Origin of the sequence: Agrobacterium sp. CFBP2214, from assembly GCF_030209895.1 — a bacterium.
In the GTDB taxonomy this organism is placed as follows: Bacteria; Pseudomonadota; Alphaproteobacteria; order Rhizobiales; family Rhizobiaceae; genus Agrobacterium; species Agrobacterium radiobacter.
This window is the reverse complement of record NZ_JARVRC010000001.1, coordinates 215,027-240,475: the sequence shown is the minus strand read 5'-3', so window position 1 is coordinate 240,475 and position 25,449 is coordinate 215,027. Positions and strand designations below refer to the sequence as shown.

At 59.0% G+C, this 25,449-nt stretch carries 26 protein-coding genes; 16 read left to right on the top strand and 10 right to left on the bottom strand.

Translation table 11 applies throughout. The annotated features are described in order from the left end of the window. Positions 1–74: 74 nt before the first annotated feature. From gshB to rsmI, 9 genes are all read right to left on the bottom strand, one after another. Positions 75–1,034, bottom strand: coding sequence for a glutathione synthase (gshB, locus tag QRN60_RS01195; protein WP_107675127.1), 960 nt, complete (start codon positions 1,032–1,034; stop codon positions 75–77). Between the two features lie 243 nt (positions 1,035–1,277). Further along, positions 1,278–1,790 carry a cupin domain-containing protein gene (locus QRN60_RS01190; protein WP_003503825.1) on the bottom strand — a complete coding sequence of 171 codons (513 nt, stop codon included), beginning with the start codon at positions 1,788–1,790 and terminating at the stop codon, positions 1,278–1,280. Between the two features lie 109 nt (positions 1,791–1,899). Further along, positions 1,900–3,000, bottom strand: a complete 1,101-nt coding sequence (locus tag QRN60_RS01185; protein WP_111781360.1) for a sn-glycerol-3-phosphate import ATP-binding protein UgpC — start codon at positions 2,998–3,000, stop codon at positions 1,900–1,902. Between the two features lie 10 nt (positions 3,001–3,010). After that, positions 3,011–3,853 (bottom strand): sn-glycerol-3-phosphate ABC transporter permease UgpE, encoded by an 843-nt coding sequence (gene ugpE, locus QRN60_RS01180; RefSeq protein ID WP_003503828.1) that lies wholly within the window; start codon positions 3,851–3,853, stop codon positions 3,011–3,013. A gap of 10 nt (positions 3,854–3,863) precedes the next feature. Next, positions 3,864–4,829, bottom strand: a complete 966-nt coding sequence (locus tag QRN60_RS01175; RefSeq protein WP_003503830.1) for an ABC transporter permease — start codon at positions 4,827–4,829, stop codon at positions 3,864–3,866. 83 nt (positions 4,830–4,912) lie between these two features. Further along, positions 4,913–6,211: an extracellular solute-binding protein gene (locus QRN60_RS01170; protein WP_129564636.1), complete on the bottom strand. Its 1,299-nt coding sequence runs from the start codon at positions 6,209–6,211 to the stop codon at positions 4,913–4,915. A gap of 108 nt (positions 6,212–6,319) precedes the next feature. Then, entirely contained in the window at positions 6,320–6,880 is a 561-nt protein-coding gene (locus tag QRN60_RS01165; protein ID WP_129564637.1) for a sugar O-acetyltransferase, read from the bottom strand. 13 nt (positions 6,881–6,893) lie between these two features. After that, positions 6,894–7,262: a YraN family protein gene (locus QRN60_RS01160; protein WP_003503837.1), complete on the bottom strand. Its 369-nt coding sequence runs from the start codon at positions 7,260–7,262 to the stop codon at positions 6,894–6,896. After that, positions 7,252–8,190 (bottom strand): 16S rRNA (cytidine(1402)-2'-O)-methyltransferase, encoded by a 939-nt coding sequence (gene rsmI, locus QRN60_RS01155; RefSeq protein ID WP_003503840.1) that lies wholly within the window; start codon positions 8,188–8,190, stop codon positions 7,252–7,254. Before rsmI ends, QRN60_RS01160 begins: the two co-directional genes overlap by 11 nt. Positions 8,191–8,457: 267 nt before the next feature. Here rsmI and dnaN point away from each other — a divergent pair, with 267 nt between their 5' ends. From dnaN to QRN60_RS01125, 6 genes are all read left to right on the top strand, one after another. Further along, entirely contained in the window at positions 8,458–9,576 is a 1,119-nt protein-coding gene (gene dnaN, locus QRN60_RS01150) for a DNA polymerase III subunit beta (protein ID WP_003503841.1), read from the top strand. A 194-nt stretch (positions 9,577–9,770) separates the two neighbouring features. Next, complete coding sequence (gene pmtA / locus QRN60_RS01145) at positions 9,771–10,364, top strand: phospholipid N-methyltransferase PmtA (protein WP_003503844.1); 594 nt, start codon at positions 9,771–9,773, stop codon at positions 10,362–10,364. Positions 10,365–10,460: 96 nt separating this feature from the next. Further along, complete coding sequence (locus QRN60_RS01140; RefSeq protein WP_099085722.1) at positions 10,461–11,057, top strand: histidine phosphatase family protein; 597 nt, start codon at positions 10,461–10,463, stop codon at positions 11,055–11,057. A 4-nt stretch (positions 11,058–11,061) separates the two neighbouring features. Beyond that, on the top strand, positions 11,062–11,769 hold the full coding sequence (gene pyrF, locus QRN60_RS01135) for an orotidine-5'-phosphate decarboxylase (RefSeq protein ID WP_003503850.1): 708 nt from the start codon (positions 11,062–11,064) through the stop codon (positions 11,767–11,769). A gap of 17 nt (positions 11,770–11,786) precedes the next feature. Then, a complete protein-coding gene (locus QRN60_RS01130; RefSeq protein WP_060722813.1) occupies positions 11,787–12,074 on the top strand; it encodes a DUF1330 domain-containing protein in 288 nt (95 codons plus the stop codon). 120 nt (positions 12,075–12,194) lie between these two features. Continuing rightward, positions 12,195–13,175, top strand: coding sequence for a complex I NDUFA9 subunit family protein (locus QRN60_RS01125; protein ID WP_003503853.1), 981 nt, complete (start codon positions 12,195–12,197; stop codon positions 13,173–13,175). Between the two features lie 608 nt (positions 13,176–13,783). Here the strand turns inward: QRN60_RS01125 and QRN60_RS01120 are convergent. After that, positions 13,784–14,590 (bottom strand): undecaprenyl-diphosphate phosphatase, encoded by an 807-nt coding sequence (locus QRN60_RS01120; RefSeq protein ID WP_060727073.1) that lies wholly within the window; start codon positions 14,588–14,590, stop codon positions 13,784–13,786. A 158-nt stretch (positions 14,591–14,748) separates the two neighbouring features. Here QRN60_RS01120 and QRN60_RS01115 point away from each other — a divergent pair, with 158 nt between their 5' ends. From QRN60_RS01115 to QRN60_RS01070, 10 genes are all read left to right on the top strand, one after another. Continuing rightward, entirely contained in the window at positions 14,749–15,441 is a 693-nt protein-coding gene (locus QRN60_RS01115; RefSeq protein WP_003503856.1) for a glutathione S-transferase family protein, read from the top strand. Between the two features lie 80 nt (positions 15,442–15,521). Then, positions 15,522–16,673: a tRNA epoxyqueuosine(34) reductase QueG gene (queG, locus tag QRN60_RS01110; protein WP_026363808.1), complete on the top strand. Its 1,152-nt coding sequence runs from the start codon at positions 15,522–15,524 to the stop codon at positions 16,671–16,673. A 3-nt stretch (positions 16,674–16,676) separates the two neighbouring features. Continuing rightward, entirely contained in the window at positions 16,677–17,549 is an 873-nt protein-coding gene (locus tag QRN60_RS01105) for an SDR family oxidoreductase (RefSeq protein ID WP_060722812.1), read from the top strand. 427 nt (positions 17,550–17,976) lie between these two features. Continuing rightward, positions 17,977–18,345, top strand: a complete 369-nt coding sequence (locus QRN60_RS01100) for a septal ring lytic transglycosylase RlpA family protein (protein ID WP_003503862.1) — start codon at positions 17,977–17,979, stop codon at positions 18,343–18,345. Between the two features lie 61 nt (positions 18,346–18,406). Next, positions 18,407–19,696, top strand: a complete 1,290-nt coding sequence (locus tag QRN60_RS01095; protein ID WP_129564638.1) for an RsmB/NOP family class I SAM-dependent RNA methyltransferase — start codon at positions 18,407–18,409, stop codon at positions 19,694–19,696. Between the two features lie 155 nt (positions 19,697–19,851). Then, positions 19,852–21,129 (top strand): imelysin family protein, encoded by a 1,278-nt coding sequence (locus tag QRN60_RS01090; protein ID WP_129564639.1) that lies wholly within the window; start codon positions 19,852–19,854, stop codon positions 21,127–21,129. A 126-nt stretch (positions 21,130–21,255) separates the two neighbouring features. Further along, entirely contained in the window at positions 21,256–22,710 is a 1,455-nt protein-coding gene (locus QRN60_RS01085; protein WP_284764895.1) for a di-heme oxidoreductase family protein, read from the top strand. Continuing rightward, entirely contained in the window at positions 22,710–23,831 is a 1,122-nt protein-coding gene (locus QRN60_RS01080) for an imelysin family protein (protein WP_111833760.1), read from the top strand. Before QRN60_RS01085 ends, QRN60_RS01080 begins: the two co-directional genes overlap by 1 nt. A gap of 4 nt (positions 23,832–23,835) precedes the next feature. Further along, positions 23,836–24,930, top strand: coding sequence for a DUF1513 domain-containing protein (locus QRN60_RS01075; RefSeq protein WP_111781366.1), 1,095 nt, complete (start codon positions 23,836–23,838; stop codon positions 24,928–24,930). Positions 24,931–24,981: 51 nt separating this feature from the next. Then, positions 24,982–25,434 carry a TspO/MBR family protein gene (locus tag QRN60_RS01070; RefSeq protein ID WP_003503873.1) on the top strand — a complete coding sequence of 151 codons (453 nt, stop codon included), beginning with the start codon at positions 24,982–24,984 and terminating at the stop codon, positions 25,432–25,434. Positions 25,435–25,449 lie beyond the last annotated feature (15 nt).

Genomic DNA, 25,449 nt, shown 5'->3' with positions numbered 1-25,449 from the left:
TTTCCCGCTGACGATGTATTTTAGTTGTATCTAGTTGCACTCATGGAACAAAGCTGGATCGGCAGCAGGTCGCGTCAGAAATCCTGAGCTTCGCGCTTTTTCTCGATCGCGTCCCACAAAAGGCTTGCGACATCGGCGCCGCCGAATTTGCGCACTTCACGAATGCCGGTCGGCGAGGTGACATTGATTTCTGTCATATAGTCGCCAATCACGTCGATGCCGACGAAGAGGAAACCGCGCTCGCGCAAGGCCGGACCGATGCGGCGGCAGATTTCCTTCTCGCGCGCCGTCAGTTCCGTCGGTTCCGGCCGCCCACCGGCATGCATGTTGGAGCGGGCATCGTTTTCCGCCGGTACGCGGTTGATCGCGCCCACCGGCTCGCCATCCACCAGGAGGATTCGCTTGTCGCCCTTTCGGACGTCAGGCAGATATTGCTGGGCAATGTAGGGCTCGCGGAACATCTGGCCGAACATCTCCAGCAGCGAGGAGAAATTGCGGTCGTCGCGCGCGGAATGGAAGACGCCCGCGCCGCCATTGCCATAAAGCGGCTTCAGAATGATATCGCCCATTTCATTGCGGAAGCGGGCGATTTCCTCCACGTCCTTGGTGATCAACGTCTTCGGCATCAGATCGGCGAATTCGGTGACGAAAATCTTTTCCGGCGAGTTACGGACCCAGGCGGGGTCATTGACGACAAGCGTTCTGGGGTGAATGCGCTCCAAGAGGTGGGTGGACGTGATGTAAGCCATGTCGAAGGGCGGATCCTGACGCAGATGGATGACATCCATGGTCGAGAGATCGACACGCTCCGGCTCCGACAGGGAGAAATGGTCGCCCTTGATGTCGCGCAGTTCCATCTGCTCCACCGTGGCGTAAATCTTGCCATCGCGCATGGAAAGGCGCTCAGGTGTGTAATGGAACAGCCGGTATCCGCGTGCCTGCGCCTCGAGGCTCATGGCGAAGGTGGAGTCACCGGCGATATTGATGCCGGAGACATGATCCATCTGGATCGCGACGTTCTTGATCTTCGCCATGCGCATGTTCCTCTTGCAGCATGCGGACGCTTTCCCGGCCCGCCGTGCCCATTGCCTCGCCTTTTCAAGCTTCCCTGCAGTACCGGGAGGGACCCGGAAACGCTTCAGAAAACCCTGAAGATGTAGGGCAGCGACCATTCAAAGGCAACTGCTGCAAGCGGTGGTTCGTGTGAGTTTTATTGAACCTTCACAATTCCGTTGGCGGCGCCGCACCGGCCCCGCCCATCGGAAGGTTTTATGGGTTCAGGCCGCCAGCTTATAGGAACGGCCGGCAAACAGCTTGTTCTTGACGCGATAGGCGAGAGCCAGCGCCTTGGGGAACGGGCGGCGCATGAAAGCGACCTTGCGGACATAATCATCCACCCGCCAGGTGGCCCATGTTCCCGCAGGGAAATAGGCGACATCGCCGACCCGCAGGATGCTGATGGAACCGTCTTCCGCGGTTACATGCACTTCGCCTTCCAGAATATAGACGGTTTCATCCCAGCCGAAGAACCAGCGGAATTCCCCCGCCGTGCAATCCCACATGGCGGTGCTGGAAGCACGGTCGCCGCTTCTGGAGTGATCCGCCGCGCGCGCCTGGGGGTTACCGGAAATGATCCAGTCCGGATTGATGGGGGCCGGCTGAAGCCGCAGATCGGTGCAGGATGCGCTGACGACAGCCTCATCTTTTGACCGACGCAAATAGGCCGGCAATATCGGCATTGTGCGGACCGCCATGGTTGCCGCGGCAGCGAACATCATTTTGAAGGACATATTAGAAAACCCCCGTGAAATATTGGAGGTCTTCTATCATCGGGATCGTAACAAAGCGGTTTTGACAATCGGCGCAATTTTATTCATCGCGCCGATTTCTGTGATGCGCTCAGGCCGTCGCCATCTGCGCGGGCTGCGCCGCCAGCTGCTCCGCTTTGCCGGCAATGCGCTTGCCGGTTTCGCTGGAGAAGAAATGCAGTTTTTCCGGCGCGATCGTCACGGAGAGCGCGGACGGAACCTCGACATCCGGCGGGAAAGCAACTGTCAGGCTCTGGTCGCCGATCATGCCGTGGATGAGACGCTGCGAACCCAGTTCCTCGATATAATCGACCCGAAGCGGGAAGCCCTGTTCACCTGCCGCAGCGAGGCGGAAATCTTCCGCCCGCATGCCCACCGTTATCGGGCCGGAGGTGGGTGCAAAACCGTTGAGCGCAACGAGTGCCGGACCGACGGCAAGGCTATCGCCATGCAACTCGGCGTTCAGCAGGTTCATGGCGGGAGAGCCGATGAAGCTGGCGACAAAGGTGGAGGCGGGCGTGTGGTAGACATCAAGCGGCGCGCCGATCTGTTCGATACGGCCGCCATTCAGCACAACAAGACGATCGGCCAGCGTCATGGCCTCCAGCTGATCGTGGGTGACGTAAATAGAGGTGGTGCCGAGACGCTTTTGCAGGCGCTTGATCTCGCCGCGCATGGAAACGCGCAGCTTGGCATCGAGGTTGGACAGGGGCTCGTCGAACAGGAAAGCCGCCGGTTTGCGCACGATGGCGCGACCCATGGCGACACGCTGCCGCTGGCCACCGGAAAGGGCGCGCGGCTTGCGCTCCAGATAGGGTTCAAGCTGCAGCATACGCGCGGCTTCGGCCACGCGCGCATCGATTTCCGCCTTCGGTGTCTTGCGGTTCTTCAACCCGTATTCCAGGTTCTCGCGCACCGACATATGCGGGTAAAGCGCGTAGTTCTGGAACACCATGGCAATATCCCGATCGGCGGGATCGGTCTGGTTGACCACCCGGTCGCCGATCTTCACCGTGCCTTCGGAGATGTCCTCGAGCCCGGCGACCATGCGCAGCAGCGTGGACTTGCCGCAGCCGGAGGGGCCGACGAGCACGATGAACTCGCCGTCCCTGATGTCGATATCGACGTGATGCACGGCGCGCACGCCGCCATGATAGTCTTTGCAGACCTGACTGATTTCTATCGCGGCCATTTCGGTTTCCTTATTTGTCGCTTTCGGTGAGGCCCTTGATGAACCAGCGCTGGAAGATCACGACGATCATCACAGGCGGCAGCATGGCCAGAACGGCAAGCGCGAAAGCTTCGTTGTAATCGGGAATTTGCGAACCGACCCAGACCTGCAGGATCGACTTGATGCCACGCATCAGGGTGAAGAATTTTTCGTCATTCGTCATCAGCATCGGCCAGAGATACTGGTTCCAACCGTAGACGAACATGATGATGAAGATCGCCGCCATCATGGTACGGGAAAGCGGGATGATCACATCGATAAAGAACTTGACCGGACCCGCACCGTCTATGCGGGCGGCTTCCAGCAATTCCTCCGGAATGGATTTGAAGAACTGCCGGAAATAGAAGGTTCCGGTCGCAGACGCCAGAAGCGGCACGATGAGGCCGGTGTAGGAATTCAGTAGACCGAGTTTGCTCATGACCTCATAGGAGGGCATGATGCGCACTTCCAGCGGAAGGAGCAGCGTGGTGAAAATGATCCAGAAGGCGAGCGTTGCAAAACGGAAGCGGAAATAGACAATCGCATAGGCGGCCGTCATCGACAGGACGATCTTGCCGACAGCAAAACCGATGCCGAGGATCAGCGAATTCAGCACCATGTTGAGGCCCGTCACCTGTCCGGTGAAACCACCCTTCTGGGTCAGAACCTTTTCGTAGGTCTCGATGAAATTGTCGCCGGGAACGATCGCCAGACCGCTGCGGTGGATTTCCGCCGCCGTGTGAGTGGACGTCATGAAGGCAACGATAACAGGCAGGATCAGAAACAGCGCGCCAATGATCAGCACCAGATGATCGAGGGGTTTTGTCTTGTACATTGGTTTTCCCTCAATTGTAGTGGATGCGCTTTTCGATGAAGCGGAACTGGATGATGGTGAGAACAAAGACGACCAGCATCAGGATGACGGACTGGGCCGACGAGCCGCCGATATCATTGCCGCGGAAACCGTCCAGAAACACCTTGTAGACCAGCGTAATCGGGTTGTTGGCGGCCTTGTCCTTCACCATCACGTCGATGACGCCGAATGTGTCGAAGAGCGCGTAGGTGATGTTGATGATCAGCAGGAAGAAGGCCGTGGGCGCCAGAAGCGGCATGATCACCGTCCAGAACCGGCGAAAGCCGGAGCGGCAGTCGATGGAGGCGGCTTCCCGCACGGAGACTGGCACACCCTGGAGACCGGACAGGAAGAAGATGAAGTTGTAGGGGATCTGCTTCCAGACCGCGACGACGATCATGGCGAACGCCGTATCGAAATAATTGAGGCCGACCTTCATGTCCCAGCCGAGAAACGCCGCCATCTTCACGAAGGGGCCGATATGCTGATCGAAGAACATCATGCCGATGAGACCCGCGACAGGCGGCGCGATGGCGTAGACGGAAATCAGCACCGTCTTGTATGTCGAACTGCCGCGAATGACCGCATCAGCCTTGACCGCAAGCAGAAGGCCGAGCGCCAACGAAAAGAAGGTTACCAACACGGTGAAAACAACCGTGAATTTAGCGATGCCGAGATATTCCGGGCTGAATATCGCATCCGAATAATTGGCGAAGCCCACGAAGGACGCGCCGAATCCGAAAGGGTCTTCGATAAAAAAGGAAGATTGCACGGCCTGAACGGACGGCCAATAGAAGAAGATGAAGATCACCGCAAGCTGCGGCGCCAGAAACAGATATGGCACGAAGGACGAGGAGAACTGCACGCGCTTCATGCCGGCTTCAGCAGCCTTCGGCGGTTTTCCGGGCTTTGCGGACCGGCCGGAAAATCGGCTCGGTTGTGAGGATGTATAGGCCACGTTTTCGCTTCCTTATCCAAGAGCGAGCCTCCCTTCCGGCGGAAAGGAGGCTCGACAACTATCGTTGGTTTAAAACGGGCCGATTAGCCGGCCGTCTTGGCGAAACGGGCGAGAATGTCGTTGCCTTCCTTCTCGATGATCTCGAAAGCAGCCTTCGGCGTGACTTCGCCGGAGAAGATGCGGTTATATTCGCGTTCCATGACGGCGCGGATCTGCGGATAGAAACCGAAGCGGTAACCCTTCGACCATTCGCCGCCCGGCAGCGACAGCTGCTGGATACCGACTTCCGCAACCGGCTTTTCCTTGTAGTAGCCTTCAGCCTTGGCCTTTTCGTAAGCGGCCTTGGTGATGGCGACGTAACCGGTTGCCTTGTGGTAGAAGACCTGGATTTCCGGCGAGGTCAGGAACTGGAAGAAGTCAGCCACGCACTTATTTTCGGCTTCAGACTTGCCCGACATTGCAAAGAGAGCTGCACCGCCGATGAAGGAGTTGGTGCCGGCGCCCTTGATGGAGCCCCAGTAGGGAAGGAAGGTTGCCGAGAACGGCATGGTCGCCGTCTTCTGCAGGCCGCCGAAGGAGCCCGAAGAACCGATCCAGAAAGCGACTTTGCCTTCTTCGAACGGCTTCTGGTTGTCGTTCCAGCCGGCACCATAATAGGCGAACAGGCCCTTGTCCTTCCAGTCCTTCAGCTTGTCGAACATCATGACGAGGTTCGGGTCGGTGACCTTGAGCTTGGTGTCAGTGACGCTGTCGTAACCATTGTTGTTGGTGGCGAACTGGATGTTGTTACGGGAGAAGAAGTTCTCCGTGAACTGCCAGGTCAGCTGCGACTGAACGAGAGGAATGTAACCGGCTTCCTTCAGCTTCGGCGCAACCTTCTCGAACTCTTCCCAGGTCTTCGGGGCTTCGACGCCGGCCTTCTTCAGGGCTTCGTCGTTGACATACATGATGGGAGCGGAGGAGTTGAACGGCATGCCGACAAACTTGCCGTCAGCGGCAGCGTAGAAATAACGCACGCCGTTGATGAAGGCGTCGCGGTCGAACTTGTAGCCGGCGTTATTGATGAGGTCTTCGGCAGGAATGACAGCGCCCTTGGCGTTGATGATGGTGGCAGCGCCAGCGTCAAAAACCTGGAGGATGTTCGGCTGTTCGCCCGAACGGAAAGCAGCGATGCCGCTGGCCAGCGCTTCTTCATAGGAGCCCTTGGAAACCGGCGTCAGAGCGCATTCCTTCTGGGCTTCGTTGAACTTCTGCGAAACTTCGTTGATGACTTCGCCGTTACGGCCGCCCATGCCATGCCACCAGGTGATGTTGGTAGCAGCCATGGAAGACGTCGCCGAAATGCTGACGGCCACTGCGGCCATGGAAATCTTCTTCAACATTACTAAATCCTCTCCACCATTTATTGGGGTGAGGATGCGAATAGAGGCGTTCGATGACGCCTCTTTGACAGTTCCATGTCAGATTTATTACAGCAGCTGGCGAAACTCTCAGTCGGCTATACGCTTTATGGGCCGAGCCGGATTTCCCACCACCGTCACGCCCGGCGGCACATTGCGCGTCACCACCGAACCGGCGCCGACAATCGCGCCGTCACAAATGGTGATGCCCGCCAGAAGGATCGCTCCGCCGCCGATCCAGACATCTCGCCCGATCGTCACAGGCTTCGCGATTTCAATGCCTTGCGCCCGCGGCACCGGGTCCAGATGGTGTTCCGCACAATAAATCTGCACAGCAGGCCCGAGCATCGCGCCATCGCCTATCGCGACCTTCGCGGAATCGAGAATGGTGCAGCCGGCATTGAGATAAACATTTTTGCCCAGCGTAATGTTGAAACCGTAAGCGCAATGAAACGGCGCTTCAAGAAATGCGCCTTCCCCGACAGAATTAAAGAGGGTGCGCAGCAGCGGTGCAATCGCCCCGCGCTCATCCGGCGGCATCGTATTGTGCTGGTGGACGGCCTTTCGTGCCCGCCAGCGCAATATATCCAGCTCAGTATCCATGCAGCTGTACCATTCGCCCGCGGCCATTTTTTCCCGTTCGGTGGACATTGTTTCCCTCCCCTCAAAAGGCGTCGATGAAATGCTGCGGCAGGCGATGCGGCAGGACCGCGACAATATCGAAACGCAGTGAAAACCGCGCGGCATCCTTGCGGCGGGCGAGCCAGAGATCGGCGGCCGCCCGGATGCGCTGCTGCGAATGGAAGCCGACAGCATCAACCGCACCGGCTCCTGAGGACCGCGCCTTGACCTCGATGATGGCAACGAGGTCCTTCTTGCGGGCGATGAGGTCTATTTCCCCCAGCCGGGTGCGATAACGAATGGCGAGGATGCGATATCCCTTCAGCAGCAGATAAAGTGCCGCCCAATATTCCGCAGCATGGCCGCGTCGTTCGGCTTTGCGCCTTTCATTGCTTCGCCCGTCAGCGGCCATCCGTTTCCTTCATATCCAGCAGCCTTTGATAAAGCTCCTTGCGCGGCAGGCCCGTCAGCTTCGCCGCTTCACCCGCGGCCTTGGCGGCCGACATGGTGGCGACGAGATCCTTCAGAAGCTTCTCGACATCCTCGATATCGGGTATCTCATCATAGGAGGGCGGCTCCACCAGAAGCACGATCTCGCCCTTCACCACCCGGTCGCCATCATAATAATCCGCAAGCTCGCCGAGCGTGCCACGCCGGAATTCCTCGAAAGTCTTGGTCAGTTCACGGCAGACCACGGCGCGGCGGTCGCGGCCGAGCACCTCCGACGCGACTTTGACGGAAGCACCGATACGATGCGGCGATTCAAAGAAGATCAGGGTTGCGGGGATTTTCGCCAGCGCGGCAAAACGGTCGCGCTTGCCGCGATCTTTCACAGGCAGAAAGCCTGCAAACAGGAAGGCGTCACTCGGCATGCCCGAGCCGACGAGGGCGGCAAGCGGCGCAGAAGCGCCCGGCACCGGCACGACGCGATGCCCGGCTTCAAGCGCCAGTTGACCGAGGCGATAACCGGGATCGGAAACCAGCGGCGTTCCGGCATCCGATACCAGCGCCACGGATTTTCCGGCCTCGAGAGCTGCGATGAGCTTCGGTCCCGCTTCGTTGGCATTGTGCTCGTGATAGGAGAGCGGGCGGGTGCGGATACCGTAACGTTCGAGCAGGATGCGGGTGACGCGGGTATCCTCGCAGGCGAGAACATCGGCCGAGGCCAGCGTTTCCAGCGCACGAATGGTGATATCACCGAGATTGCCGATGGGCGTGGCCACGAGATAAAGGGCGGGCTCCAGCGGTCGTGCCGCAATGGTGGCCGTGCCGATCCTGAAGCTCTTCTTGTCTCTGTTGTCGCTGTTCGATATTTCTTCCGTCACACGGCTTCCAATCATTCTGGCCGATCATTCCCGGCCGGTCGCTCCGGTTTTCCCTCTTTATGGGCAATAGAAAACCGGCGAACAAGCTCCATGGATGGTTCAAGCCTGTGGATCATGCTGTATAGCAGCAAAATGAGCGGCGGCAGACGCACTCGGCTCTTGCATTTTCTGCAATAACTCTGCCATTTTGCCCGTCCACATTGTCCGGCTTTGCGGCCGGTGAAGACTCTTCTTGCCGATCCGGCGGTGGCCGGTTCGCAACGGTTGAAAGCGGTAGCGTCCATGCGTATTACTCTTGAGCGGTCGAACCTTCTGAAATCGCTGAACCACGTCCACCGGGTTGTCGAGCGTCGCAACACGATCCCGATCCTGTCCAACGTCCTCCTGCGCGCATCCGGCGCCAATCTGGACATGAAGGCGACCGACCTCGATTTGGAAATCACCGAAGCGACCCCGGCCATGGTGGAGCAGGCGGGCGCCACCACCGTGCCGGCGCACCTGCTTTATGAAATCGTGCGCAAGCTGCCTGACGGTTCCGAGGTGCTTCTGGCGACCAACCCGGACGGCTCCTCGATGACCGTTGCCTCCGGCCGCTCGAAGTTCTCGCTGCAATGCCTTCCGGAGACGGATTTCCCCGACCTGACCGCCGGCACCTTCAGCCACACCTTCAAACTGAAGGCGACCGACCTGAAGATGCTGATCGACCGGACGCAGTTTGCGATTTCGACCGAAGAGACGCGTTATTACCTGAACGGCATTTTCTTCCACACCATTGAAAGCAATGGCGACCTGAAGCTGCGCGCTGTCGCCACCGACGGTCACCGTCTGGCGCGCGCCGATGTGGATGCGCCCTCCGGTTCCGAAGGCATGCCTGGCATCATCATTCCGCGCAAGACCGTCGGCGAGCTGCAGAAGCTGATGGACAACCCGGAACTGGAAGTCACCGTCGAAGTCTCGGATGCGAAAATCCGCCTGACCATCGGTTCGGTCGTTCTGACCTCGAAGCTGATCGACGGCACCTTCCCCGATTACCAGCGCGTGATCCCGACCGGCAATGACAAGGAAATGCGCGTCGATTGCCAGACTTTCGCGCAGGCTGTCGACCGCGTCTCGACCATTTCTTCCGAGCGCGGCCGCGCCGTCAAGCTCGCGCTCACCAACGGCCAGCTGACGCTGACCGTCAACAACCCGGATTCGGGCAGTGCGACGGAAGAAGTGGCCGTCGGTTATGACAACGATTCGATGGAAATCGGCTTCAATGCCAAATATCTCCTAGACATCACCTCGCAGCTTTCCGGTGAAGACGCGATTTTCCTGCTGGCCGACGCCGGCTCGCCGACGCTGGTTCGCGATACCGCTGGCGATGATGCGCTTTATGTTCTGATGCCGATGCGCGTTTGAAAACGCGCATTTCTCATCAGTTTCATCAAAAACGCCGGGGAACTGCTTCACCGGCGTTTTTTGATTCGGTGGAAGAAGGTTTCACGTCGGAAGCGAATTTTTCCAGTTACGACATTTTGCCTTGTTTTTGCGCCAAATGGGATCAACAGTACGTAACAGTTTTTTGATAATGACCAAAAGCATCTGAGGGAACTATGGCACTTAACCTGAAGCAACGGCTTGAGCAGAAATTTGAGGAAGAAATCCGCTTTTTCAAGGGCATGGTCAGCCAGCCGAAAAAAGTCGGGGCCATTGTGCCGACATCGTCCATCACGGCGAAAAAAATGGCGAGTGTCATCAATCCCCATTCCGGCCTGCCGGTTCTAGAACTCGGCCCCGGCACCGGCGTCATCACCAAGGCCATTCTGGCGCGCGGCATCAAGCCGGAGAACCTGACCGCCATCGAATATTCGACCGATTTCTACAATCAGCTGCTCAGGAGCTATCCGGGCGTCAATTTCATCAATGGCGACGCCTTCGATCTCGATGCGACGCTTGGCGAGCACAAGGGCCAGATGTTCGACAGCGTCGTCTCCGCCGTGCCGATGCTGAATTTCCCCATGGCCGCCCGTATCAAGCTTCTTGACGAATTGCTGAAGCGCGTGCCCCACGGCCGTCCCGTCGTGCAGATATCCTACGGTCCGATCTCCCCGATCGTCGCGCAGCCGCACCTCTACCATATCCGCCATTTCGATTTTATCGTGCGCAATATTCCGCCGGCGCAATTGTGGACCTATACGCGGGCCTGATTGCTCGACAGGATAGGCAAGGCCGTCATTTCCCGGTCGCGACGAATAGTTAGGGTGTTGATTTGCCCTTTCCATCGCCTTTGAGGACCGATTGCCATGCATGCGCTCTACATCACCCATCCCCAGGTCAAGATCGATGCGGATGTTCCCGTTCCCGAATGGGGGCTTTCGGAGAGAGGGGCCGAGCGGGCACGGGAGGCGAGCCGCCTGCCCTGGGCGCGGTCATTACGCCGCATTGTTTCCAGCGCCGAAACCAAGGCGATCGAAACCGCCCGCATCCTCGCCGAAACCTCCCAAGCGGAGATAGAGATCGTCGAGGCGATGCATGAAAATGACCGGTCTGCCACCGGCTTCCTGCCACCGCCGGAATTCGAGAAGGCGGCGGACTGGTTCTTCGCCAACCCCGAAGAAAGTTTTCACGGCTGGGAGCGCGCAATCGATGCGCAGGCGCGGATTGTCGGGGCCGTCAAAGCCGTTTTCGAGCGACACGATCCGCGGCAGCCGATCGCCTTTGTTGGTCATGGTGGCGTGGGTACGCTCCTGAAATGCCATATCGAAGGCCGTGACATCAGCCGCAGTAAGGACCAGCCGCCCGGCGGCGGCAATCTTTTCCACTTTTCCATCGCCGAATTTTCACTTGCAGCCGCGTCCCCCACATGCGACTGGACGGCAATGGAAACATGGCAGGGATAAGACAATGACCGCGCGCGAAAAACTCATCGTCGGGCTGGATGTTCCGACTGTGCAGCAGGCCGAAGACATCGTCTCGAAAATCGGCGATGAGGTTCTGTTCTACAAGATCGGTTACCAGCTGGTATTCGCCGGCGGTCTCGAATTCGCGCGTGACCTTGTGCAGAGCGGCAAGAAGGTCTTTCTCGACATGAAGTTGCTCGACATCGACAACACGGTCGCTTCCGGTGTCGAAAACATCGCCCGCATGGGCATGTCGATGCTGACCCTGCATGCCTACCCCAAAGCCATGCGCGCCGCAGTGAAGGCTGCTGAAGGTTCCGGCCTCTGCCTGCTGGGCGTCACCGTGCTGACCTCGATGGATGACGTTGATCTGGCCGAAGCCGGTTACGCCTCGGACGCCCGTTCGCTGGTGCTGCGCCGGGCGGAACAGGCGCGCGAGGCGGGCATGGGCGGCATCGTCTGTTCGGCAGAGGAATCGACTGCCGTGCGCGAAATTCTCGGTCCGGATCTTGCCGTCGTTACCCCCGGCATTCGCCCTGCCGGCGCAGATCTTGGTGATCAGAAGCGGGTGATGACACCCTACGACGCCATCAAGGCCGGCTCGAGCCATCTGGTCGTCGCCCGCCCGATCGTTCGGGCGGAAGATCCGAAGGCGGCGGCCCGTGCCATTCTTGATGACATGCTGCGCGCCAGCTTTCCGGCCAATCAGTAACGACAGGAGCAGATGAAATGGCAAAGGGATATTGGATCGCCCGCGTCGATGTACGCGACAGTGAGCGCTACAAGGACTATGTCACGACGGCAAAGCCCGCCTTCGAGCGGTTCGGTGCCAATTTCCTGGCCCGTGGCGGTGCCTTGACCGAGCTGGAAGGCAAGGCCCGTGCCCGCAATGTCGTCATAGAGTTCCCGTCAGTTCAGCACGCCATCGATTGCTACAACTCCCCCGAATATCAGGCAGCCGCCAAAATCCGCCAGGAAATCGCGGATGCGGAGATGGTGATCGTCGAAGGAATTTGACGGGCGTCAACCGCATTTCCAAAACCGGCCCCTGCCCTGCGACAACATCTCTTCACGCGCGCGCGGCTTTGGGCTAAGAGACTGAAAAACGCTTTATCGACAGCTTCTGAGGAGCCTCCCATGACCTTGGCCAACCTTCCACCCCTCGTCACCGTTTTTGGCGGTTCGGGTTTTGTCGGGCGGCATGTCGTGCGGATACTTGCGAAGCGCGGTTATCGCATCCGTGTCGCCGTACGTCGCCCTGATCTTGCCGGCTTCCTGCAGCCGCTCGGCAATGTTGGTCAGATTTCCTTTGCCCAGGCGAACCTGCGTTATCGCGACTCCATCGTCAAAGCCGTGGAGGATGCTGATCATGTGGTCAATTGCGTCGGCATCCTGACCGAAAGCGGTCGCAACACCTTTGACGCCGTTCAGGAATTCGGTGCGAAAGCCATTGCCGAGGCGGCCCGCGATGCTGGCGCCACGCTGACGCATATTTCCGCCATCGGTGCGGAAGCGGGTTCGCCGACCGGTTATGGCCGTACCAAGGGCCGCGCCGAAGCCGCCATCCATTCCATCCTGCCGGGCGCCGTGATCCTTCGCCCGTCGATCATTTTCGGACCGGAAGACGATTTCTTCAACAAATTCGCCAAGATGGCCCGCAGCATGCCCTTCCTGCCGCTGATCGGCGGCGGAAAAACCAGATTCCAGCCGGTCTATGTCGAGGATGTCGCCGAAGCCGTCGCCCGTGGCGTCGATGGCAAGCTGAAGCCCGGCGCCATTTACGAACTCGGCGGCCAGGACGTGATGACGTTCCGCGACTGTCTTGAGGCGGTTCTTGCCGCAACGTACCGCCAGCGTCCTTTTGTCGACCTGCCTTTCGGTATCGCCTCAACGATCGCCAAGCTCACTTCGCTAGTGCCGCTGATTAAGCCGCCGCTGACGGTCGATCAGGTGACCATGCTGAAAAAGGACAATGTCGTCTCCGCCGAGGCGGAAAAGAACGGCCTGACGCTGGAGGGTATCGGCATCACCCCCGTTCGCGTCGCCTCCATCCTGCCATCCTACATGGTGCAATATCGCACCCACGGCCAGTTCTCAAATGCAGGTAAAGCGGCCTGAAACTCAGGCCTGCAGCGCCAGCGATTTCAACGAAAGCGGGAGCCATTCCCGCTTTTTGTTTTTGCCCAATTCAATTGCAACCAAACCGCTATTCGTGCATTTTCTCCTCAACTGCAGGGGAGGTGTAGAATGAACTAAGGCAGATTTCTAAAGCCGGGTAAAAGTTAACGGCCGTCCGGCCGCCACAGGCAAGCGTGGCACAAGCGCAACTGTGGAAAAGACTTCGCATTAACCCGGTATTCAACAAGCTGCTTTATTGATATTCGCCACATTCCAAACATATCCCGAACCCTCACTTCACACACGGCGGCACGATCCGCGCGAACGAACGTCTGAAAGGCAATAATAAAATGGGCAGATCTATCGCACTCTTTTTTGCGTGTGCGGCTTTGGTGGTTCTGGCGGGTTCTTTCATGGCGCCGGGAACGGTTGCAGCGGGCAAGAGCGGTTGCGCTCCCGCCTACGGCGTCGACCCCTGCGCAACGGCTTCGATCAGCACCAACTGATCGGCCTTTAAAAGTTTCAAAGAAAAAGCGCCGCCGGTTCTCCGGGGCGCTTTTTCTGTTTTTGTTCGTTCATTACGGACGAGGGTTATTCCCGTCCTCGGCTCAGCCGAAAACCAGAAGCGCGATCAGCCCCAGCGAACCGATGGCGATGCGCCACCAGGCAAAGGGCGCAAAGCCCCGACGCGACACAAAATCCAGCAGAGAGCGAACAACAAAGAGGCCCGAGACAAAAGCGGCGATGAAACCGACGGCAATCAGCGCGCCGTCATCAAAACTCAGCGCATCGCGGTTCTTGTAAAGGTCGAGCGTGAAAGCGCCGAGCATGGTCGGCATCGCCAGAAAGAACGAAAACTCGGCGGCGGAACGCTTGTCCGTGCCCATCAGCAGCGAGCCGACGATTGTAGCGCCGGATCGCGACGTACCGGGAATCATCGCAAGGCACTGGAAGAGGCCGATCTTGAAGGCAAGCGACGGCGGATAATCCATGATGTCGGTATATTTCGGTTTCAGCGGCATGCGATCGACCGCAAGCAAAATGACGCCGCCGATGATCAGCACCACGCAGATGAGCATCGGCGTTTCAAACAGCACGGTCTTGATGAAATCATGCGCCAAGGCGCCGATTATCGCCGCCGGCAAAAAGGCGAGAGCGACGGCCAGCACGAAACGACGCGCCTTGGCGCTGGTTGGCAGGGCCAAGGCTATAGACATAAGCTTTTGAAAATAAACGAGAAGAATCGCAAGGATCGCGCCGAGCTGAATGAGGACGGCAAAGGTGTTGCCGGGTGATTTGAAGCCGAGGAAATGCCCGGCCAGCAGCACATGTGCCGTTGAGGAAACGGGAATGAACTCCGTCAGACCCTCGATAATGCCCAGCAGAAGCGCGCTGATGATCGATTGGTCACCCATGAGGTATCCTTCTTTTCAGGGGGAAGTGGCAATGGAAGGCAATTGCGTTAAACTTGTTTTAAAGTAGCCAAGCTCTTATAGCGTCTTGATGAAGCGAAACTGAAAAAGTTTTCCGGCAAATGCCGATCATGACAACCAATCGTAAAAATTGAGTACCGATGCCAACTCTCTATCACTCTCCGATGTCGACCGCATCCCGGTTCGTTCGTCTGATCCTTGCGGAATACGGGTTCCAGACCGATCTCGTGGAGGAGCAGCCGTGGGAAAGACGGCGGGAGTTTCTGGCGCTCAATCCGGCCGGCACCCTGCCGGTCTATCTCGATGACAATATGCGCTCGCTGAGCGGGCCTTATGTGCTTGCCGAATTTCTCGACGAAACGCATGGCGTTCTGAAGCGCGACCGCCGGCTTCTGGCGGAAGACCCGTTTCAGCGCGCGGAAATCCGCCGCCTGACGGAGTGGTTTCTGCAGAAGATGGAAAATGACGTGACCCGGCCGCTGGTGCGGGAACGGGTCTATAAATTGCAGATGACGGCGGCCCAGGGCGGCGGACCGCCGGATTCCAAGCTGCTGCGCACCGCCCGCAACAATATCCGCCAGCATATCAAATATCTGGAATGGCTGGCCGGTTCGCGCACATGGCTCGCCGGCGATCGGTTGAGCTATGCCGACCTTGCCGCAGCCGCCGGCGTTTCGGTGCTGGACTATCTCGGCGAGATCAACTGGCTCGAAGCGCCGATTGCCAAAGAATGGTATCAGCGGCTGAAATCGCGCCCGTCCTTCCGGCCGTTCCTGAGCGAGCGCATTCCGCGCCTTGCCCCCTCCTCCCACTACGCCGATCTGGATTTCTAAGTTCCAGTCCTGCTGGTTGTTTGCTGTGGCCTGCGGCTCAGCCTATATATGCCGCAGAATAGCCCGCAGGAGAAACGACCATCGACGTCGCGAGCGAAAAGCAGCGGATACGCGCGCACAAACTGACGGACTTCGTTCGTCAGGAAGCGCTTTCGCTCGGCTTCGATCTCTGTCGCATCACCGCCCCAGACAGCATTCCGCTCGCGCCGGAACGGCTGAGACAGTTTCTCGACAACGGCTATCACGGCACGATGGCGTGGATGGAGGAAACGGAAGCACGGCGTGCCGAGCCGAAAACGCTGTGGGGCGACGTGCGCTCCATCGTCATGTTCGGACTGAACTACGGCCCGGAAGAAGATCCGCGCGACCTGCTTTCCAAACCGGACAAGGCCGCCATTTCGGTCTATGCCCGCAACCGCGATTATCACGACATCATCAAGGGGCGGTTGAAGGAGATCGCAACCCGTTTTGCCGCGCGCGCCGGCGAAGATGTGAAGGTCTTTGTCGATACCGCGCCTGTGATGGAAAAGCCGCTCGCCGCCGCAGCCGGTCTCGGCTGGCAGGGCAAGCACACAAACCTAGTAAGCCGCACCCATGGCTCATGGCTGTTTCTCGGCAGCATGTTCACCACGGCCGAACTCTGTCTCGATGAGGCCGAAAAGGATCATTGCGGTTCCTGCCGCGCCTGTCTCGATGCCTGTCCAACGGCTGCCTTCCCCGCGCCCTATCAATTGGACGCTCGCCGCTGCATCTCCTATCTCACCATCGAGCACAAGGGGCCGATCCCGCACGAGTTCCGCCCGATGATCGGCAACCGCATCTATGGCTGCGACGATTGCCTTGCCGCCTGTCCGTGGAACAAATTCGCGGCCAGCGCCTCCGAGATGAAACTGCAGGCGCGCGAGGATCTGAAGGAACCTTCCATCGCCTTCCTGCTCACGCTCGATGACGCTGCGTTTCGCAGTTTCTTCAGCGGCTCACCGGTCAAGCGCATCGGCCGCAATCGCTTCATCCGCAATGTGCTGATCGCGGCGGGAAACTCCGCAGACCGGCAATTCGTGGAACAATGCAAGGCGCTTGCGGAAACTGACCCTTCGCCCGAGGTGCGCGGCATGGCCGCATGGGCTTTGTCACGGCTTATGGACAGGGACGAATTCCGTACATACTCTGCCGGTCGCGCCCCGGAGCCTGATCCGGAGGCGGAAATGGAATGGCAACTGGCAGAGGCGTGAACCATGCATGTGATGATTTTTGGCGCGGGATATTCGGGCAAGGCCATTGCAAACGCGCTGAAACCCGAGGCCGCAAGCCTTTCCGGCACCACACGCAGCAAAGACAAGTTCGCAAGCCTCGCCACAGCGGGCATGACGCCGTTCCTCTTTGACGGGGTCCATCTCAATGACGAGCTCATCGCCGCCATGGGCAATGTGACGCATCTCGTACAATCCGTCGCGCCGGGCAAGGATGGCGATCCGTTGCTTGCGCTTCTGGGCGGCGATCTGAAAAAGTTCCTGCCCAATCTGACATGGGTCGCTTATCTTTCCACCGTCGGTGTTTATGGCGACCATCACGGCGCCTGGGTGGACGAGACGACACCCTGCCGCCCTGTTTCCGCGCGCTCCGTGGAACGGGTAGCCGCTGAGGCTGCCTGGACTGAAGCAGCCCAAAAGGCGAATGTGCCGCTTTCCGTCCTGCGCCTGTCCGGAATTTATGGCCCGGGACGTAATGCCTTCATGAATTTCGAAAAGGGAACTGCGCGGCGGCTTGTGAAGAAGGACCAGGTGTTCAATCGCATCCGCGTCGAGGATATCGGTGCCGCACTTGCCTTTCTGGCACGAAAAAACGAACGCGGTATCTTCAACGTGACAGATGATGAACCCTGCCCGCCGCAGGATGTGGTGAGCTTCGCAGCGACGCTGATGGGCGTGGAACCGCCGCCCGAGCAGGCTTTTGAAACCGCCGATCTGACGCCGATGGCGCGCTCTTTCTATGGCGAGAACAAGCGCGTTTCGAACGCCAGAATACGCGATCTTGGCTTCGATTTCCGCTTTCCGGAGTACAGACTCTCCCTGAAACAATTGTGGGAAAACGGCCTCTGGCGAGGCTGAGAATGGTCCCATCGAAAGCGATGAAAAATCCTTCCAATCCGGCTTTTGCGGATGGTTTTCGTCTTATTTCAGCTAATTAGGACTTTATTAACCATCCAAAAATCACTAAAATCGTAGTCATTAGAAAAATATTTCACTCACATTTCGTGAAGTGGATTCACGAAGCCGTGACTTGCAACAACATTTCCATTGAGCGTTGATTCTGCATTATTTTTTCCGAATTGTGACAGGGATGGCCAGACGACGCCTTTCCGGCTAACGATCACGAATATTACAGACTGTAACAGTTCGTGATTTGAGATCAGCTTTTTTTCGCCATTTTTCCCTCGCCCTACAATCTCGCATCAAAAGGCGTTCAGGCCAGTTCATGGCCGTTTAGCAAGGGCACAATCAATCGGCGCGGGGCCGATTTTCAGGGAAGCACAGTTTGTTGAATATCCGTCGTATAACTTTCACCGCTGCAACTATCGCCGCCTGTTCCATCATTGCGCCTCTTCAGGCGAATGCGGCAAATGGTTGTGGAGGCGCATCGTGGTATGCGTTGACCTCCAAGACTGCTTCTGGCGAGCGCATGAACGCCGCCAACCTGACCGCCGCCCACCGCTCGCTGCGGTTCGGCACCAAGGTCAAGGTGACCAATGCCCGCAACGGCAAGGCCGTTGTGGTGCGCATCAACGACCGCGGGCCGTTCATCAAGGGTCGCGTTCTCGATCTTTCCAAGGCGGCCGCCAAGAACATCGGCATGATCAACTCCGGCACCGCCAAGGTTTGCTACGAGATCGTCAAGGCCGATTGAGCCTTGCCCTCGCCGCCATTCGCGTCTACCAACCGGGCTTATCAGAAGAACGAGGTAGACAATGCGTTTAGGCGGGCGTTTGGCCGGAGCAATCGAAGTATTGGCGGATATTGAGGGACGCAGGCGTCCCGTCGCCGATGCTCTGAAAGATTGGGGCCTTGCCCATCGTTTTGCCGGTTCCGGCGACAGGGCCGCAATCGGCAACATCGTCTATGACGCGCTGCGCATGAAACTGTCGCACGCCTGGCTGATGGATGACGATAGCGCCACCTCTCTCGGCTACGCCGTGCTGCTGCGCCAATGGGGCAAGAGCTTTTCGGACCTTTCGACAGAATTCGACGGCGACAAATTCGCCCCCGCCGCACCGGACGAACAAAGGCAGCAGGCCTTTCTCTCCCGCTCCCTCGCTAACGCACCGGCCCATATTCAGGGCGACATACCCGAATGGGTGCAATCTTCCCTCGAAACGGCCTTCGGAGAGCGCTGGCTCGCCGAGGCGCAGGCGCTGAACGAGCGGCCCACGCTTGATCTGCGCGCCAATACCTTGAAAGCGACGCGCGACAAGGTGCTGAAGGCGCTGGAAGAAAGCGGTGCGGAAGCCACACATATCGCCCGCCAGGGCGTGCGCATCCCCGCTGGCGAAGGCCCTTCCCGCCTGCCGAATGTGACGGCCGAACTGTCCTTCCAGAAGGGCTGGTTCGAAGTGCAGGACGAGGGATCGCAGATCGTCGCCGATCTTGCCGGCGCCCATGAGGGCGAACAGATCCTCGATTATTGCGCCGGCGGCGGCGGCAAGACGCTGGCCATGGCCGCCAGCATGAACAATAAGGGCCAGGTCCACGCCTTCGATGCCGACCGCAAGCGGCTCGCGCCGATCATCGAGCGGCTGAAGCGGGCCGGCACGCGCAATGTGCAGGTGCATGACCGCGCTGCGGGACTTGTCCCCTTCCATGAAAAATTCGACCGCGTTCTGGTGGATGCACCCTGCACCGGCACCGGCACCTGGCGGCGTCGCCCCGACACCAAATGGCGGCTGACGGCGCGCAATCTGGAAGAGCGCGTGCAGCAGCAGGGCGAAGCGCTTTCGCAGGCCAAGGTTTTCGTGCGCCCGGGCGGTGAGCTGCTTTATGTTACCTGCTCGGTTCTGCCCGAAGAAAACGAACAGCAGGTCAGACGTTTCTGCGAGGAAAATACGGAATTCTCCATTGGCTCCGCGTTGCAGCGCTGGCAGACGATTTTTGGCGACAATGCGAATAAGCCGCATTCTTCCGACGGCAAGACAGTGACGCTGACGCCTGCAACCACAGATACGGATGGCTTCTTCTTCTGCTTGATGAAACGCAAAGCATAACGCCATCTTTGCAAGCACTGATTTTACTTGAAAAACAGCCCTCGATCTTGTTTCAAAGCATTCTAAACTAGAATGTTTGACACAAGTTTGTGATTGGGTCAGAACTCGCTTGCCGCAGCCTGAAGTCATTTCACGCCTGCCGAAGGAGAGGGATCATGATCCGCAAAACCATTCTCAGCGCGTCCTTCGCGCTTCTGGCCGCCTCGGCGGCCTTCACTGCGCTTCCCGCCCGCGCCGCGACCGACGCCGCCGCTGTCGTCAAGCATTATGCCGATGTCGCGCATGCCAAATATGAGGATTCGCTGACCACGGCAAAGGCGCTGGACAAGGCCATCGATGCGCTGATCGCGACGCCGAGCGAAGACACCCTGAAGGCCGCCCGGGAAGCCTGGATCAAGGCGCGTGTTCCCTATCAGCAGTCGGAAGTCTATCGTTTCGGCAACCCGATCGTCGACGATTGGGAGGGCAAGGTCAACGCCTGGCCGCTGGATGAAGGCCTGATCGATTATGTCGACGGTTCCTACGGCACGGAAAGCGACGAGAACGAGCTTTACGTGGCAAACATCATCGCCAATCCGAAGATCAAGATCAGCGGTGAAGAGGTCGACGCCTCCAAGATCACCCCCGAGCTGATCGAAAGCCTGCACGAGGCGGGCGACGTCGAAGCCAATGTGACGACCGGTTACCACGCCATCGAGTTCCTGCTTTGGGGTCAAGACCTGAACGGCACCGGACCGGGCGCGGGCAACCGCCCCTATACCGATTATGACAAGGCGAAATGCACGAACGGCAATTGCGACCGCCGGGCCGATTACCTGAAATCCGCCTCGACCCTGCTGATCAAGGATCTTCAGGAGATGGTGGATGTCTGGGCGCCGGAAGGCGAAGCCACGAAGACAGTGGAAGCCGACCCGAAAGCGGGCCTGACCGCCATTCTCACCGGCATGGGCTCACTCTCCTATGGTGAGCTGGCCGGCGAACGCATGAAGCTCGGCCTTTTGCTGCATGATCCGGAAGAGGAGCATGATTGCTTCTCCGACAACACCTATAATTCGCATCTTTACGACGCCATCGGCATCGCGTCGGCCTATACCGGCGACTATACCCGCGTGGACGGGACGAAGATGACGGGCGCCTCGCTGTCTGAACTGGTCGGCGCCAAGGACAAGGCACTGAACGACGAGATGCTGGCGAAGCTGAACAAGACACTCGACGCCATGCACGCGATGGAAAAGCGCGCCCAGACCGTTGAGGCCTATGACCAGATGATCGGAGAAGGCAACAAGGAAGGCAACGCCGTGGTTCAGACGGCCATCGATGGCCTTCTCGACCAGACGAAGACTGTCGAACGCGTCATAGCGGCGCTCGATCTCGGCAAGATCGAGCTTGAAGGCTCCGAGAGCCTCGACAATCCGAACGCCGTCTTCAAATAAGCGGCAAAGCGGGCCGCAGATTGCTGCGGCCCGCTGCTCCCCATCGCCCCTGTTGTCATGCAATTTTTGCTGCCGCTGACCCCTAAGCCGTTCTTCTTAACCGGGGCAGCCTGCCTTGTGGCGTCGATGGCGCTTGCCGAACCGCTGCGTAGCGATCTGACGGAGACAGATCGAGGCCGCGTCCTGGCCGTGACCACCCCAACGACGGATTTTACCAGGCCGGAACCTTTCGAGGCCATGTCCGGCGGAGCAACGACCAGCACCGGCAAACCCGACAGCGGCGCGTTTTCGCATCCTTCCGCCACAATGCCGCTGGAGCGGAAACAGGATTTCAAGCTTGGCAACGCGCTGTTCCAGAAGCTCTGGGTCTCTTCTCCCTCCTCCACACAGGCCTCGGACGGTCTGGGGCCGCTTTTTAATGCCCGTTCCTGCCAGACCTGCCATCTGAAGGACGGCAGAGGTCGACCGCCCCTTGCCGGAGAAGACGCCGCCTCCCTCTTCCTGCGGCTGGCGCGACCGGCCCGCAATGAAGCCGAACGACAAGCCATTGCCAGCCACCAGGTCTTGAATTTTCCCGACGAGACCTATGGCCGGCAGCTTCAGAACCTGGCCATTCCCGGCCTCGCCGCCGAAGGCAAACCGCTCATCACCTATACGGAAAAGCCGGTTCAACTACCGGGAGGCGAGGTGGTGATGTTGGGCAAGCCCGACTATGCCGTGGCTAATCTGCAATATGGCCCGCTTGGCGCCGACACGACGCTTTCGGCGCGCATTGCCATGCCTACCCTTGGGCTTGGCCTGATCGAGGCCATTGCCGAGGCCGATATTCTGGCCAACGCCGACCCAGATGACAACAATGGCGACGGCATTGCCGGGCGTCCGGCATGGGTCAAGGATCATCGCACTGGCGAGATAAAACTCGGACGGTTTGGCTGGAAAGCGCAGAATGCGAGCGTGCGCGACCAGAGCGCCAGCGCCTTCTCCCATGATATCGGCATTTCCACGCCGGATGCGCCGAACGCCTATGGCGATTGCACTGAAGCCCAGAATGACTGTCTGGCCGTGCCGACCGGCGTGCAGCCCAGGCTCGGGCCGGTAGAAGCGCCCGACCCGGTTCTCGATCTCGTGACCTTCTACACCGAAAACCTCGCCGTACCGCGCCGCCGCAATGTCGATGATCGGGTGGTTCTGCAGGGGAAGCAGCTTTTCTATGCCTCCGGCTGTACCGCCTGCCATACCCCGAAATTCGTCACCCGACGCGATGCCGCCGACCCCATGCATTCTTTCCAGCTGATCTGGCCCTATTCCGATTTTCTGGTGCATGACATGGGCGAGGAGCTTGCCGACGGCCAGCAAGTGGGTGAAGCAAGCGGGCGGCAGTGGCGTACCCAACCGCTCTGGGGCATCGGCCTGACACAAAAGATCAATGGCAACGGTTTTTACCTGCACGACGGCCGGGCGCGCAGCCTGCCGGAAGCGATATTGTGGCACGGCGGCGAAGCGCAGAAAGCGCGCGACGCCTTTGCCGCCTTGCAAAAATCCGACCGGCAGGCTTTGCTGGCCTTTCTGGAGTCCCTTTGATGAACAATGCCATGCGAAAAATCTCCGGCCTCTTTTCCGTGCTGCTGCTTCTGGCCAATCAGCCGGCAAAGGCACAGGACGTGGAACTGATGCCGCCACCGCCGCTTGACCCCATGCAGGTGCGGGGTGTCATGGAAAAGGCTGTGAACGGTTTCATCCGTCCCGGCTATGACCACTTCCGGCAATCGGCGGAGACGCTGGAAGGCCGTATGAAAGCGTTTTGCGCCGCTCCGTCCCAAACGACGGAGACGGCAGCGCGGGCGGCTTTTGCCGATACTGTCTCGAGCTGGTCGACCATCGAGATCGTGCGTGTCGGCCCTGTCATCGAGAAGAACCGTTTCGAACGTGTGCTTTATTACCCCGACAAGAAGAGTCTGGGCCTGAAACAGGTGCAGCGTTATCTCGCCGAAAAAGATGAAAGCGTCACCAGTGCCGAAGGCCTGAGCGGCAAGAGCGTTGCGGCGCAGGGGCTCGGCGCTCTCGAATTCGTACTTTACGGAACCGGAGCGGAAGAGCTGCTCGACAGGAAGGGTGATTTCCGCTGCCGTTATGGCGCCGCCATCGCCGGCAATATCGCCAATGTGGCGGCGGAACTTTCCGACAGCTGGAATACGCCTGATGGCGCGCAGAAGAACTGGACTGAGCCCGGTACGGACAACCCCGTCTTTCGTGACGAGCGCGAGGCGCTTGTTGCCCTGCTCGGCATTCTCGTCCACGGCTCCGAGGCTATCCGCGACCAGCGGATCGAAACCTTCTACAAGGGGCCGGACAAGGCAAGATTTCCCCGCACCGCCATTTACTGGCGCTCCGGCCTGACCTGGAAGAGTATTTCAGCCAACATCAAGGCGGTTCAGACCCTGCTGCACACCGCCGATATGGTCGAACTCGTGCCGCCTGACCAACGCTCCATCGTCAACTCCATCGATTTCATCGCCAAATCGATGATCCGCGTTGCCGGAACCATCGATACGGATGTGCAAAAGGCGCTGGATCAGGACGATCAGCGCGCCAAGGTGGATTATCTGCTGCTCAACGGCAAAGACCTGATCTACCGCCTGAACGATCAATATGGCGGCGCAATCGGCCTCAGCTCCGGCTTTTCCTTCGCCGACGGAGACTGAGCCGATGATCTCAGGCAAAAAGCCGATGCTGATGGACCGGCGAAGCTTCATCAAGGCGGCGGGCATTCCCTTCCTCGCCACGCTTGCCCCCGGCTCGCTGCATGCGCTGGAACGCGCCGATGCCGTCTTCGCTTCAGCCTTTCGCGCCCGTGACGGCTCCTACGGCATCGCGACCATCAGCGAGCGCGGCGAGATCATCGACCGCGTCGCGCTTCCCGCCCGCGCCCACGGAATGGCGACGAGCCACGCGACCGGCATGACAGTGGCCTTTGCGCGCCGACCCGGCACCTTCTTCATGGCCTTCGACCCCGCGCGGCGTCACGAGCCGATCGTGATGCACACGCCGGAGAACCGTCATTTCTATGGCCACGGGCAATTCTCACCCGATGGCGCAATCCTTTATGCCAGCGAAAACGACTTCGACGGCAATCGTGGCGTCATCGGGCTCTATGACGCCCGCAACGGCTTTGCCCGCATCGGCGAATATGACGCGCATGGCATCGGCACGCATGACATGACGGTGAGCGATGACGGGCGGCTGATGGTGATCGCCAATGGCGGCATCGAGACCCATCCGGATTTCGGACGAACCAAGCTCAATATCGACAATATGCAGCCCTCTCTTGTGCTTCTCGATACGGCGACCGGCCAGTTGATTCAGAAACACGCAATGCCGGATCGTCTGCGGCAGCTTTCCACCCGCCATGTGGATCTCGGCGATGACGGGCGCATCTGGTTTGCCTGCCAATATGAGGGGCCGCGCAACGACCTTCCGCCGCTTGTCGGTCATTTCTCGAAGGGTGAGGATGTGTCCCTCGTGGATTTGCCCCAGGAAACGACGATACGCCTTGCCAATTACGTCGGGGCCATCGCCGTCAACCGGCGCGATGGGCTGGTGGGCCTGACATCGCCCAACGGCAACGCCGCCGTGACGCTGGATGCAAAAACCGGGCGCGTTTTATCCGAGACGACGGTGCGGGAAGCCGCGGGCGTCGCCCCTGCCGCGAACGGCATTGCTGTTTCTTCCTATGACGGATTTTTCGAGACCGTGCGAAGCGACGTGGCATGGGACCAGCATATCGTGCGTCTCTCCAGCTAAAATACTGAAAAGGCACGGGAACAAAAGCATGGTCGGCGCATTGGATGCGTCATGAAAAACCTTACCGTGTACATTGTTTTCGTAGTTGCAGTTGTTGCCGTTGGAGCGCTGATCGGCGTCAACAATGTGCCGGGCGAATGGTATCAATCGCTGCAGAAACCATTCTTCAATCCACCCAACTGGATTTTCGGGCCGGTCTGGACGGCGCTTTACGTGTTGATCGGCATTGCCGGCGCCCGCACCTGGATCAGGAAGCCGATGGGGACGCGTATGCGCCTCTGGTTCACGCAGATGATACTGAATTTCCTGTGGTCGCCGATCTTTTTCGGCATGCAGAGCCCGGCAGGCGCACTCGTCATCATCATCCCCATGCTGATCTGCATAATCGCCTTCATGGCGCTGACCTACCGCCGTGACCGCATATCGATGTGGCTTTTTACGCCCTATGCGCTGTGGGTCGCCTTTGCCACGGTGCTCAACGCAAGCATCAGCATGCTGAACTAATTCGGCTGCAAGCCC